Below are 13641 nucleotides of genomic sequence, written 5' to 3'. Positions count from 1 at the left end.
AAACCTGTGACGATGAATAGCGGGCTATTCTTTTCGGTTGTGACCTGGAGCACAGGCTTGCAACAAGGTAAAAATAGTTAGGCTTCCGGCGCGTATTCAATCCTGTTTCTACCGTTTGCCTTGGCCTGATAGAGCGCATCGTCCGCTGCCTTTATCAAGCATTCATAATCGGGATGACCGTTATAAACGGCGATGCCTGCGCTTATGGTCATTGTAACACTTTCACCGTTTTGAAGATAAATAGGGTGAGCCTGGATTTTCTTTCTCAACCTCTCGATGATGGTATGGGCGGCGACTTTCGGCGTTTCAATAAGTACGATCATGAATTCTTCGCCGCCGTAGCGGAAAACATAGTCGCTGTTCCTCGTGTTTTCATATAGCACTTCTGCAATCCTTTTCAGGATGCTATCGCCAGCGGCATGACCATATGTGTCATTCACGGTTTTAAAATGGTCAATATCAATCATAGCGATGCTGAGCGAGGTATTTGAGTGCATTGCCAGCGATATTTCATGTCTAAGAATGGTTGGCAGGAAACGACGATTTAACAGAAGGGTCAACGTATCCTTACCGCTTTCCAATTTTTGGACTTCGTCAAATAGCGATCCCAACAGCATATTTATTTTATAAATCTTGCTTCTAACCGTTTTAAGTAGCGGGGCGTAATCCTGCTGTGTCAGTAGTGCGGTAGTGCTATGGCTACGAATGTAGTCATCCGTTTCAGTCATGATTGAGGCGATCGTGCGTATTCCCTGAATATTACTGAAACTGGATTTCCCCTTATGGTTAAACCACAGGCCAAACTCGGAATCACTCAGGTCCTGAATGCTGGAAAGCGGTGTACCGGTGGCAACGCTAAAAATAAAGGCATTTTCCCAATTTAGCAGCGATGCATTTTGGCGCTCTCTCTCGATGCTGGCATTTTCCAGAATAGAAAATAGCCGATAGGATTCTTCATTTTTAGCTGCTAGGTCATGCGATTGTGAATAGGTCTTGCTCATTATCTCTATAGCGATATCCATAGAGATGGAGGCAAAACGCATGGCATCAAAGCATAGCGTTTTATCCTCTGCCACCTGTGCGATGTCTTCATAAAGATGCCATTTTAAACGCCGGGCTCCGCGCTCAACCAGATCGACGGGAATACCAATACGTGCATGAATCTGACCAATTTTCTTTTGATGGTTAATCAGGTCAGCTAGACGATCGCCGTTATTCGTTAAAATGTCCGCTATCCATTTGCTCATCGATCCATGAAGTCGATCGTGGACTTGCTGGCTGGAGAGAAACAGAGAGGCTTCTTGATCTTTAAGCATGTAGGAGTAGAACGCGTCAGCAAAGTCGGAGGCTTTCTGATCGGCGAGGGTTCGCAGTAGATTAAAAGATTTCTGTGAGGTTGTGACTATCAATTGCATCCATTCTGATGTTATGACTTGATTGTAGTCTGACTCACCGTTGTCTCTCTGTTCATCAACGTTCAGTAGTTCGTTCAACTTTTAATCTCTTTTGCGAATATGTCGGATGTACTAGGATAGAAACGATCAATTTTTGCCTGAATAATTGATATGTAATGACAGAGAGGGCCAATATGGCGTTGTTAAAGATAAATAAAATTAATCATTTCATGCAAGTACTATTCCTATCGTAGCTGTAAATGATAATGCTGTTTTTTTGATGTTAGAAGCTATTTTGAGATAAATTTATGAAAGTTAATGATCTGGTTACAGTTAAAACTGATGGAAAGATGCGCCGGGAAGGGACGATTCTGGCTGTAGAAACGTTTCAGGAAGGAATAATGTATTTGGTTGCGTTAAAAGATTACCCTGCTGGTGTCTGGTTTTTCAATGAGGTGGATAGCAAAGACGGTACGTTTGTTGAGCCAAAAATGTTGCCAGAAAAAGAGTAAACGGGATGATGCCAATAGGCGAGCATTGTTCACTCGGACAATGCTCGCCGTGACTTTGGTGTCCAGTATTAGAACGTTTCCCAGTTACCGTTTTCCGTATTGGCTTGGCGGGGAAGGGCGAGTGATGAACGTCCCTTGACGGCTTGAGCGTTCGGCCGGGTAGGGGCTGACAAATGGCTGGATAACTTAAATGTCGCAACTGCACGGGTAAGCAATGCTGCTTGCTCTTCCAATGATGCGGCAGCAGCACTGGCTTCCTGAACGAGCGAAGCATTCTGCTGTGTCACGCTGTCCATCTCAGATATTGCCTGACCGACCTGAGTAATCCCTCGACTCTGTTCGTCAGATGCAGAAGCAATCTCACCCATGATGTCGGTGACGTTAGTGACGGCATCGACGATCTCTTTCATGGTTTGCCCCGCGTTATCAACCAGAACAGAACCACTGCTGACCAGGTTGACCGATTCAGAAATCAGCGTTTCTATCTCTTTTGCCGCTTGCGCACTGCGCTGTGCAAGGCTACGAACTTCACTTGCTACGACGGCAAAACCGCGACCCTGTTCGCCTGCTCTGGCTGCTTCAACCGCCGCATTGAGTGCGAGAATATTCGTTTGGAAAGCAATGCTGTTAATAACGCTGGTAATCTCAGAGATTTTCTTTGAACTACCAGAGATACTGTTCATCGTGTTCACAACGTTTGCAACGATCTCACCGCCTTGCTTGGCTTTTCCTGAGGCATTTGCTGCGAGCTGGCTGGCGTGGTGCGCATTTTCTGAGTTTTGCTTCACCGTTGCGGTTAATTGCTCCATGCTTGCCGCAGTCTGTTCAAGTGCTGCGGCTTGTTGTTCGGTTCGCGAGGAAAGGTCTGTGTTGCCGGATGATATCTCCGTTGAACCTTGATAAATAGAATCCGCACTCTCCCGCACTGTAGTGACGGTAGTGACCAGAGAAGACTGCATTTGTTGAACGTTGCTGGCTAGTGTGCCAATTTCATTCCTGCCATAACGGTCTGACATTTGAGTTAAATCACCCTGCGCAATACGCTGAATTCTCTGGACCAATTGATTTATTGGTTTGATGAGGATCCCTCGAAGTAGGAAGAATGTCAGAAGCGTTAAAATAGTGGCCAGCGCAAAGCTGCCACCCATCAAAGAATATCCAAGCAGCGCATTTTTATGCGCAGTTTCGTTTAGTTCTTTCGCTCTTTGCGTGCGATAAGCGACAGCCTCTAGCAAAAATTTGTTATAGGCCAGATCTAAAACACGGGTTTCTTCTGATTCGAGAGTGATAACCTCTTCAAACAGGCCTTGTTTTGCAGCGGTGAGCATCAGTATAAGACCTTGATTGACATATGCGTCATAGGACTTACGCAGATCGCCATCTAACGCCATATCCTGAGGTGTTTTAACCGGACGTTGTTCATAGACAAGGAATGCTTTTTTTGACTGTTCCAGACGTTGCTCAGCCTGTTTCAGGTTGTCATTGAAGACCTGCGAATCACCAATACGAGCAGCCGCTGCGGCCTGAATGAGTAGCAGGCGTGCAGTACGAAGGTGGTTGGAACTGTTTGAGATCCCCATTCGGGTATCGATTTCTTGTGTGACATCATCTAATGACTGATTGCTGGTTTGTAGAAAGTAGCTGGATGTACCGATAGATGCTGCAAATAACAGCATAATACCACCCAGAATAATAATGAATAAGGGAACTAGCCGTAAATTGCTCAGCATGCCGGTCTCGGCGTGCTGCTCAGACCTTGACGTTATTTTCATATCCATTCGCTCATTCTCAGAAACTTATGATTTACCATGCCAACCGCTGCGGCATTGGCGTTTAGGTTTTAGTGTCTACATTAATGACAATTCATTAGCCAAACAGCCAATGTAAAAGATAATCGGCATATATTGAGAAACCTTAATCAAATTCGATGCGATCCCGATCACGTTTTTAACTCTTTAAAAAGGAAAGAGAAATACGTGATGCGAAATCATACACATTGATAATGAAAAATAAAGAGTCTGCCCTCTAACTTTATTTGTCCGAAGTTCAACGCTATTATAGCGAATCTATCTTCGGAGGAATTTTTCTTGGAAAAGCGCCTGCATATTTTTTCTGATAAAAAAGTTGTTTTTTTTATCGCCACATTATGTTGTTTACTCTGGGGAAGTGCTTATCCGGCAATTAAAAATGGCTATGAGCTGTTTCATATTGCTGATAATGATATTCCTGGAAAGTTTGTTTTTGCAGGCTACCGGTTTGCGTTCGCTGGGCTGTTACTTTTGGTACTTGCTGTGTTAAGCGGGCGGTCTATCGGGCGCTTTCAGCGTGGGCAGTTGGTGCAGTTAACCACACTGGGGATATTCCAGACATCGTTGCAATATGTCTTTTTTTACATTGGTCTGGCTTATACGACTGGTGTTAAAGGTTCGATTATGAATGCAACCAGTACTTTTTTCAGCGTACTGCTTGCTCATTATTTATACCAGAATGACAAATTAAATATTAATAAACTAATTGGTTGTATATTGGGTTTCGCTGGTGTGATGGTCGTTAATATCAACAGTAATGGAATGACTATTGGTTTTACGCTGTTAGGTGATGGGTTCGTTGTTATTGCCGCATTTATTTTGTCTGCATCTACTATATATGGTAAGCGTATATCACAAACGATGGATCCAACTGTTATGACCGGTTATCAACTGGCTATTGGTGGGATCATTTTAACGATATCAGGGTACTGTACTGGCGGGACGCTCATCGTTCCTGATTGGAAAGCTGTACTGATGCTAGGCTACCTTATTCTGCTTTCTTCTGTCGCGTTTTCATTATGGAGCCAATTACTGAAATATAACCGGGTCGGTATGGTCGCACCGTTTAATTTCCTTATCCCAGTCTCTGGTACGCTGTTGTCAGCTCTGTTTCTTAATGAAAGCATTCTTGAGTGGAAATATTTCTTTGCACTCATCCTGGTATGCTCAGGTATTTGGCTGGTTAATCGAATTGTTAAAAGCGATCGGTAATGCCTTTGCGACCTCACTCACATACCGTCCGAAGGTACTGTGTCGCGTGATGCTTGAGAGCGTTGAAACCGCGAATAGCTTCCCTGTACTCAACCCCAGAAGATCACTCATTTCTTTACTATTAATATAGTAATGTTCAATCTTCTTTTGCTGCGAGATCGGTATGCTTTGTTGCCATTACGATTGAGTACTGACAAAGGGACGATAAATTTTGCGTCATAACATGCAGTTAAGAGTTTTTTGGGTAAAAAGTGTAAGTTTTTCGTGAAAGGTATAAACTTATCATAATGGAGTGTGTTCTGGTCGCAAGGGGTTTTTTGTATATCTATCATTTATATAGCAAGCAAATTGTTTCTTTTTTATTATTTTCAATGCTCTTTTTTGTAACGTTTAGTGCACGATTTTGGTGGGAAAATAGGCAGAAAAGTGATCTGACCAGACAGGGTTTAGCTCATAATGCTTTCATTTGTGTGATCCGTGTCACATAATGGCCAAAATCATTCTTCTGTCGCGTTGTATGTGCTAAGGATTAGGCGGTACAGTTGCGCTGTTTTAGGATTAATCCTATGCTTGGGTTGGACGAGTCTTCAGAATGGAACTAAAAAGCAACGGATGAACGGATTCTCAGCGTGATGCGCAAAGTTGGCAAGTAACGATTGCCCGAATAAGAATTGATAACGTAGTAACTCGCAGTATCTGGCACCGATAGTTTTTTATGCCATCAATGGAGAGTGATTTTCGAACTGGGCGATATGGTCTATCACCTAACTTATGTTTTAAACATAGCCTGTCGGGATGGGAAATATGGGTACCTCTGAATTACTCAAACACATTTATGACATTAATCTGTCTTATTTGTTACTGGCGCAACGCTTAATTAATGATGAAAAAGCTTCTGCGATGTTTCGTCTGGGAATCAACGACGAGATGGCAGATATCTTGATGCAACTGACTTTACCGCAGATGGTGAAATTGGCAGAAACTAACCAACTGATATGCCATTTCCGCTTTAACGATCACAATACAATCAAAGTCTTGACTCAGGAATCACGCGTGGATGATTTGCAGCAAATTCATACGGGCATTTTGTTGTCGAGTAACTTATTACAACAGTTAACTTCGAAAGAAGAAAACCTGCCTAAGAAAAGGGCATAAGTAATGGCGGAGAAAAGTATTGTTCAGGAAGCGAAAGACATCCAATTGGCGATGGAGCTCATTTCGCTCGGTGCTCGTTTACAGATGCTGGAAAGTGAAACTCAGTTAAGTCGCGGACGTTTGATTAAACTGTACAAAGAACTTAGAGGAAGTCCGCCGCCAAAGGGAATGCTACCTTTTTCAACGGATTGGTTTATGACCTGGGAACAGAATATTCATTCATCAATGTTCTACAACGCTTACAGCTTTTTAATCAAGAATGGGCAGTGCAGCGGTGTTGAAGCGGTTATTAAATCTTATCGACTTTACCTGGAACAGTGTGCGCCACAGAGCGATTCTCCACTGTTGGCATTGACGCGAGCCTGGACATTAGTCCGGTTTGTTGACAGCGGTATGCTGCAACTGTCGTCATGTAATTGCTGCAAAGGGATGTTCATTACTCACGCTCATCAACCTAAAAACAGTTTTGTTTGTAGTTTATGCCAGCCCCCTTCCAGAGCGGTAAAAAGGCGTAAACTTTCGCAAAATCTTGCCGATATAATACCTCAACTGCTGGATGAACAGGTAAAACACGCAGTCTGAGCCTGTAGCGATTTGTGAATCTATCACTGTTGGTTGTGAGGGCGGTGATAGATTTCTTCCTCTAGAAAGTCTTGGCTACGGCTCCGCAGTTTTATCTCTCTTTCCGCCCACCTTTTTTATTATAAGGATTTCTTGTGCTGGTTATATTGGGTTATATCGTAATTGTGGCCTCGATACTCGGCGGTTATCTCATGGTCGGTGGGGCCTTGGGGGCGCTTTATCAACCTTCGGAGCTGCTGATCATCGGTGGTGCGGCGTTAGGTGCTTTCATCGTTGGTAACAATGGAAAGGCGATAAAAGCAACGCTACGAGCGCTGCCTCTTTTGGTCAAAAGTTCCAAGTACAATAAAGCATTGTATATGGATCTCATGGCCTTACTCTTTCGAGTGATGGCCAAATCCCGCCAGCAAGGCATGCTTTCCTTGGAGTTTGATATTGATAACCCTCGTGAGAGTGAAATCTTCTCGAGCTATCCGAATATTCTTGCTGATAACACTGTCGTTGAGTTTATTACCGATTATTTGCGTTTGATGGTCAGCGGTAACATGAATGCGTTTGAGATTGAAACGCTGATGGATGAAGAGATCGAGACTATTGAACATGAAAGTGAAGTGCCTGCGTCCAGTTTAACGATGATGGGAGACGGTCTTCCTGCATTTGGTATCGTCGCAGCGGTTATGGGGGTTGTTCACTCACTGGCCTATGTTGACCGGCCTGCTGCTGAATTGGGCATGATGATTGCTCACGCCATGGTGGGTACCTTCCTGGGGATTTTACTTGCTTACGGTTTTGTCTCCCCGTTAGCCGCGTTACTGCGCCAGAAAAATGCAGAAAAAATCAAAGTATTGCAGTGCATTAAAGTCACTTTACTGTCTAGCCTTAATGGCTACGCTCCGCAAATTGCCGTTGAATTTGGTCGTAAAACGCTGTACTCAACGGAGCGTCCTTCCTTTACCGAATTGGAAGAACACATTCGTCGTGTGAAATCGCCGACTCAGCAAGCGTCGGACAGTAACGCATGAAACATCAGCATCCCATTATTCGCAAAAAGCGTAAGTCTGGACATGGGGGCCACCACGGTGGTTCCTGGAAGATTGCCTACGCTGACTTCATGACAGCAATGATGGCATTGTTTCTTGTAATGTGGCTTATCGCAATTTCTACGCCAATGCAGTTGGCTCAAATCGCAGAGTATTTTCGTACCCCATTAAAGGTTGCGTTAACTTCAGGCTCTAAATCAAGTGACAGCTCCAGCCCCATTCCTGGTGGTGGGAATGATCCCACTCAACAAGATGGTGAAGTGAAAAAGGTCATCAAGACAGATAACGTAGAGAAGAAGCTGGATGAGGTTCGACTCAATAGATTGCGTGAACGTCTGGATCAGTTAATTGAGGCCGATCCTCGTTTACGGGCACTTCGCCCACATCTGTTAATTGAAATGATTGATGAAGGGTTACGTATCCAAATCATCGATAGTCAAAATCGCCCTATGTTTAAAACCGGGAGCGCGCAGGTTGAACCCTATATGCGAGATATTCTGCGTGCGATAGCCCCTATCCTGAACGATTTCCCTAATAAGCTAAGTGTCTCAGGCCATACGGATGATGTTCAGTATACGACAGGGGAACGTGGTTATAGTAACTGGGAATTGTCTGCCGATCGTGCCAATGCATCACGTCGAGAGCTTATTTTTGGGGGCTTGTCTGATGGAAAAGTTTTGCGCGTTGTGGGTATGGCTGCGACAATGAGCCTCAAACAGGCAACAGGTGGAAATGATGCAATTAACAGACGCATCAGTTTGCTGGTATTGAGCAGGCAAGCTCAGAAGGATATTGAAGAAGAAAATGCAGAAAGCTCTGCTGTAAATATAGACAAGGTGGAAAATTTACAAAATATGGAGTTGGATAAGCCTAAATCTACCACTCCGGCTGCCGAAAATAGTGATAATAACAATACGAGTGGAAGTGGTGGGGCATCGCCACAACCAACTAATGGAGTTCCTGCTCCAGAGCGTCAGCAGCCAACTACCGCGTTGCCTGCTGCGCCCGATAGCCAGGCGACGCCTTCTCAATAAGCCGCGATTCACAGCAGAGGTGACCACGTGAGCATGGACATGAGTGCTTTCTATCAAACATTCTTTGATGAAGCAGATGAATTACTGGCTGATATGGAACAACACTTATTGTTGTTGGATCCGTCAGAACCCGACACCGAGCAATTGAATGCGATCTTCCGCGCAGCTCACTCCATAAAAGGAGGCGCTGGCACATTCGGTTTTAAAGTATTGCAGGAAACTACGCACCTGTTAGAAAACTTACTCGATGGGGCAAGACGTGGCGAAATGCGTCTTAGCACTGATATCATCAACCTGTTTCTGGAAACAAAAGACATTATGCAGGATCAGTTGGACGCTTATAAAACCGCACAGGAACCCAATGCTGAAAGCTTTGAGTATATCTGTCAGGCCTTGCGCCAGCTTGCTTTGGAGTCTAAAGCCGATGGTGATGTTGCCCAGGCTGAAGCACCAACTGCAACACAGAACACTGCCAGCCCGGCCTCTAGCGCTGCAGGTAAAGGTGAAATGCGTATTGCATTAACTGGCCTGAAGTCTCAGGAAATACCTCAGATGCTGGAAGAGCTTGGTAATCTGGGAACCGTTAAAGATCCTCACCAGACTGACACTAGCGTAGAAGTGACACTGGTCACGTCTGAAAGTGAAGACGATATTAGTGCTGTACTGTGTTTTGTTCTTGAACCTGAGCAAATCAGCTTCAAGTCTGCCGCAGCCAGCCAACCTGCTGTTGCTGAAGTTGTGGAGACAGTGGCTGTTGTCGAAGCACCGGCACCGGTAACGCCAGTTGCCCCCTCTGCGCCAGCTGCTGCAAAACCGCAAGCTGCACCGGAAAATGGAAAAAATAAAGCAAAAACCGGTGATACCAGTATTCGTGTAGCGGTTGAGAAGGTTGACCAGCTTATCAACCTCGTCGGTGAGCTAGTGATTACGCAATCTATGCTGGCACAGCGCTCAAGCGAACTCGACCCTGTGGCACATGGCGACCTGCTCAACAGTATGGGGCAGTTGGAACGCAACGCCCGCGATCTGCAAGAATCGGTTATGTCTATCCGTATGATGCCGATGGAATATGTATTTAGCCGTTTCCCTCGATTGGTTCGTGACCTGGCTGCGAAATTGGATAAGCAGGTTGAACTAACGCTGATGGGGAGTTCTACTGAGCTGGATAAGAGTTTGATCGAGCGTATTATCGATCCTCTGACGCACCTGGTGCGTAATAGCCTCGATCACGGTATCGAATCTCCAGATAAGCGCGTTGCTGCGGGTAAGGCTGCTGTAGGTAATTTGACGCTTTCTGCGGAGCATCAGGGTGGTAACATCTGTATTGAAGTTATCGACGATGGGGCAGGACTTAACCGTGAGAGAATTCTGGCTAAAGCCTTGTCTCAAGGGTTGGCCGTGAATGACTCGATGTCTGATGAAGAAGTTGGCATGTTGATCTTTGCTCCTGGCTTCTCAACTGCTGAGAAAGTCACGGACGTTTCTGGCCGTGGTGTCGGCATGGATGTGGTGAAGCGAAATATTCAGGAAATGGGTGGTCATGTCGAAATCCACTTCCAGGCTGGAAAAGGCACAACGATCAGAATCCTGTTGCCATTAACGCTCGCCATCCTTGATGGTATGTCCGTTAAAGTTAACAAAGAAGTCTTTATTCTACCGCTTAACGCCGTGATGGAATCCTTGCAGCCTCAGTCAGAAGACTTGTATCCGTTAGCTGGCGGAGAACGCGTATTGCAGGTTCGTGGTGAATATCTACCTCTTGTTGAATTGTTCCATATCTTTGATGTGGATGGCGCTAAGACGGATGCTACTCAGGGGATCGTCGTCATCCTACAGAGTGCGGGTCGACGCTATGCCTTGTTGGTTGATCAGTTGATTGGGCAACATCAGGTCGTCGTCAAAAACCTGGAAAGTAATTATCGCAAGGTACCAGGCGTTTCAGCTGCTACCATCCTTGGTGATGGTAGTGTTGCGCTGATTGTGGATGTTTCAGCGTTACAAGCGCTTAATCGTGAAAAGCGTGTGGTTGAAACTGCTGCTTAATAAAACAGATGGTTAATAAAGGGTGGAAAACATGACTGGACTTGCAAGCGTCACGAAATTAACTGGCGAAACAGTAGGACAGGAATTCCTGATTTTTACGCTGGGTGACGAAGAGTACGGCGTTGATATTTTAAAAGTACAAGAAATTCGCGGTTATGACCAGGTAACGCGTATTGCCAACACACCTTCCTTCATTAAAGGTGTTACTAACCTACGTGGTGTCATTGTACCGATCGTTGACTTGCGTATTAAATTCGCCAAGCAGGATGTTGAATACGATGACAACACGGTTGTTATTGTTCTGAACCTTGGCCAGCGTGTTGTCGGGATTGTCGTAGATGGCGTGTCTGATGTGTTGTCATTGACTACAGACCAAATTCGTCCTGCACCGGAATTTGCTGTAACGCTGTCAACAGAGTACCTAACTGGTTTAGGCTCTTTGGGCGAGAGAATGCTGATTTTGGTTGATATCGAAAAACTGTTGAGTAGCGAAGAAATGGCGCTGGTTGATAGCGTATTGAAAGCCTAATCCATCGGCCTTCTGGGGCTACGAAAGTGGCCCCAAAAACCTTCCTTAGCTCTATCCTTGTCTGTTCATAAATTCGTAAAGATATCCAGAATAATGCCGATATCATCGATGGTTGGTCTACTCAAAAGGCGTTATATGTTTAACCGTATAAAAGTTGTTACAGGTCTGATGCTTGTACTGGTGTTGTTTGGGGCGCTTCAGCTTATTTCTGGTGGTTTATTCTTTAGTGCATTAAAAAATGATAAGGATATCTTTAGTTCAACGCAGGTTATTAACCAAAAGCGTTCCGAGCTGGATTCTGCGTGGTCATATTTATTACAGACCCGTAATACACTTAACCGCGCGGGTACGCGTTTTGCTCTTGATGTAAACGGTACGGGTGCAGGTGCGGGCGGGAAAGAGCTTTTGGCTTCGGCTCAAAAGCAACTGTCTGTCGCAAACGATTTTTTCTCCCGCTATGAGAAAGTACCGCCGGATTCGCGTCAGGATGAAAGCGTAGCCCGGGGAGTAAAAGAGAATTATGTTGCTCTGAATGCTGCATTAACTGAGTTAATTCAGTTTCTGAATGCAGGAGAATTTAAAAAGTTTATTGAGCAACCGACACAGCGTTTTCAGGATAACTTTGAAAAAGCGTATTACGTCTACAAAGCCGAAAGCGATAAACTTTATCAGGCTGGCATAGCTAAAAACGATGAAGCTTACGACTCAGCGCTTTGGATCCTCGGTTTCATTATCGTGCTCGTGTTCACGTTAGCTCTGATTTCTTGGTTCGGTATTCAACAGCTATTAATAAGGCCGCTAAATAATATTGTTGAACACATACGTCATATTGCGAAAGGTGATCTGACAAAAACGACTAACTTTCACAGCAGCAATGAAATGGGAATTCTGGCCGACAGTATTCGCCATATGCAAAGTGAGTTTGTTTCCACGGTGAGTGCGGTTCGACAAGGTGCTGACGCGATTTATACCGGTGCTACAGAAATTAGCGCTGGAAATAACGATCTTTCTTCTCGTACTGAGCAACAGGCTGCTTCACTAGAAGAAACGGCAGCAAGCATGGAACAGTTGACCGCAACCGTTAAGCAGAATGCGGAAAATGCTCGTCAGGCCAGCCAGTTGGCACTGAGTGCGTCAGAGACGGCGCAGAGGGGGGCAAGGTCGTCGATAATGTCGTCAAAACCATGCACAATATCGCTGGAAGTTCGCAAAAAATTGCCGATATTACTAGTGTGATTGATGGTATTGCTTTCCAAACCAACATTCTTGCGCTGAATGCGGCGGTTGAAGCGGCCAGAGCAGGGGAACAGGGCCGTGGGTTTGCGGTTGTTGCAGGTGAAGTTCGTAATCTGGCACAACGTAGTGCTCAGGCTGCGAAAGAAATTAAAAGTTTGATTGAAGATTCTGTCAGCCGAGTCGATGAAGGTTCTGTACTGGTTGAAAGTGCGGGCGAGACGATGGGAGAAATCGTCAGTGCTGTCACTCGTGTAACGGATATTATGGGCGAAATTGCTTCTGCTTCTGATGAGCAAAGTAAAGGTATCGATCAGGTCGGCCAAGCTGTAACTGAGATGGATCGGGTTACGCAACAAAACGCCTCCTTGGTTGAAGAGTCTGCCGCCGCTGCTGTTGCATTGGAAGAACAGGTGAAAGTGCTGAATCAGGCTGTTGCTGTATTCCGTCTGTCTGAAGATTCGGGGTCGTTTAGAAGGGCGACACTAGCGACAGCGGGCCAAAAACCTGCATTGTTGGCTTCATCAGCGTATGGCGGTAAGAAAGCGAAAGAAGGTTCATCAAATGACAATTGGGAAACGTTCTGATCGGAACCGTCATATAAGCTATAAGCAACCCAAGCTATAGGGACACTGTTTATCGAGCTAATCCCCAGCCGCTTACATGTAGGTGGCTGGGTGATGATTTACTCGCCATAATTTAGAAAAATGAATATGCGAGTACTTGAACAGTGCACATTCGAGGTTTGTAAGCGGTATAGCTCTTGGCGCTTTGAAGCAGGGTAATTCATGATATTGTTCAATCTGTAACTTATGTTATGGATATGATGGGGTGAAGCTGGTTTTGGTATTAAAGCCAAAGAATAAAGCAGGTAGCACAGCTGTGATGAGAGGGATAACGCCACCCGACAGCATGTGGCTTTGGTAGAACGAACACGCTGACCGGTTCAGTTTGCAGAACGTGCGGGGTGTATTACCAATACAGTGTCAGTTTTAATCGTAATGCGATGAGTAATTGACGAATGACAATAAAAACCTGCGTTAGCTGTAAAGGAAAGTTCAGATTGAAAACAAACCATAGCAAAAAACACTATTCGAGC

At 45.1% G+C, this 13641-nt stretch carries 10 protein-coding genes and 1 pseudogene; 9 read left to right on the top strand and 2 right to left on the bottom strand.

What is annotated here, in order from left to right; all coding sequences use genetic code 11:
• Positions 1-77 precede the first annotated feature (77 nt).
• Positions 78-1493 (bottom strand): diguanylate cyclase, encoded by a 1416-nt coding sequence (locus tag KKH3_RS12165; protein WP_039359909.1) that lies wholly within the window; start codon positions 1491-1493, stop codon positions 78-80.
• 209 nt (positions 1494-1702) lie between these two features.
• Between KKH3_RS12165 and dsrB the strand changes: the two genes are divergently transcribed.
• Entirely contained in the window at positions 1703-1906 is a 204-nt protein-coding gene (gene dsrB, locus KKH3_RS12160; protein ID WP_039359907.1) for a protein DsrB, read from the top strand.
• Positions 1907-1974: 68 nt separating this feature from the next.
• Here dsrB and KKH3_RS12155 read toward each other — a convergent pair whose 3' ends face one another.
• A complete protein-coding gene (locus tag KKH3_RS12155; RefSeq protein ID WP_039359904.1) occupies positions 1975-3684 on the bottom strand; it encodes a methyl-accepting chemotaxis protein in 1710 nt (569 codons plus the stop codon).
• A 309-nt stretch (positions 3685-3993) separates the two neighbouring features.
• Here KKH3_RS12155 and KKH3_RS12150 point away from each other — a divergent pair, with 309 nt between their 5' ends.
• The 8 genes and pseudogenes from KKH3_RS12150 to KKH3_RS12115 all read left to right on the top strand — a co-directional run bounded on the left by KKH3_RS12150 (position 3994) and on the right by KKH3_RS12115 (position 13129).
• The gene (locus tag KKH3_RS12150) at positions 3994-4926 is read left to right on the top strand and encodes a DMT family transporter (RefSeq protein WP_039359901.1); all 933 of its coding nucleotides are present in this window, start codon (positions 3994-3996) and stop codon (positions 4924-4926) included.
• Positions 4927-5730: 804 nt separating this feature from the next.
• The gene (gene flhD, locus KKH3_RS12145) at positions 5731-6081 is read left to right on the top strand and encodes a flagellar transcriptional regulator FlhD (protein ID WP_010279486.1); all 351 of its coding nucleotides are present in this window, start codon (positions 5731-5733) and stop codon (positions 6079-6081) included.
• Positions 6082-6084: 3 nt separating this feature from the next.
• Positions 6085-6663, top strand: a complete 579-nt coding sequence (flhC, locus tag KKH3_RS12140) for a flagellar transcriptional regulator FlhC (RefSeq protein ID WP_005970730.1) — start codon at positions 6085-6087, stop codon at positions 6661-6663.
• Positions 6664-6797: 134 nt separating this feature from the next.
• Complete coding sequence (gene motA, locus KKH3_RS12135; RefSeq protein WP_010279501.1) at positions 6798-7685, top strand: flagellar motor stator protein MotA; 888 nt, start codon at positions 6798-6800, stop codon at positions 7683-7685.
• Positions 7682-8737 carry a flagellar motor protein MotB gene (motB, locus tag KKH3_RS12130; protein ID WP_039359897.1) on the top strand — a complete coding sequence of 352 codons (1056 nt, stop codon included), beginning with the start codon at positions 7682-7684 and terminating at the stop codon, positions 8735-8737. Before motA ends, motB begins: the two co-directional genes overlap by 4 nt.
• Positions 8738-8776: 39 nt before the next feature.
• On the top strand, positions 8777-10780 hold the full coding sequence (gene cheA, locus KKH3_RS12125) for a chemotaxis protein CheA (protein WP_181939656.1): 2004 nt from the start codon (positions 8777-8779) through the stop codon (positions 10778-10780).
• A gap of 31 nt (positions 10781-10811) precedes the next feature.
• Positions 10812-11309 (top strand): chemotaxis protein CheW, encoded by a 498-nt coding sequence (cheW, locus tag KKH3_RS12120; protein ID WP_039359892.1) that lies wholly within the window; start codon positions 10812-10814, stop codon positions 11307-11309.
• A gap of 135 nt (positions 11310-11444) precedes the next feature.
• A pseudogene (locus KKH3_RS12115) lies at positions 11445-13129 on the top strand (methyl-accepting chemotaxis protein).
• Positions 13130-13641: the final 512 nt, after the last annotated feature.

Source organism: Pectobacterium actinidiae (assembly GCF_000803315.1).
Taxonomy (GTDB): Bacteria; Pseudomonadota; Gammaproteobacteria; order Enterobacterales; family Enterobacteriaceae; genus Pectobacterium; species Pectobacterium actinidiae.
This window is presented reverse-complemented; position numbering and strand designations above follow the sequence as displayed.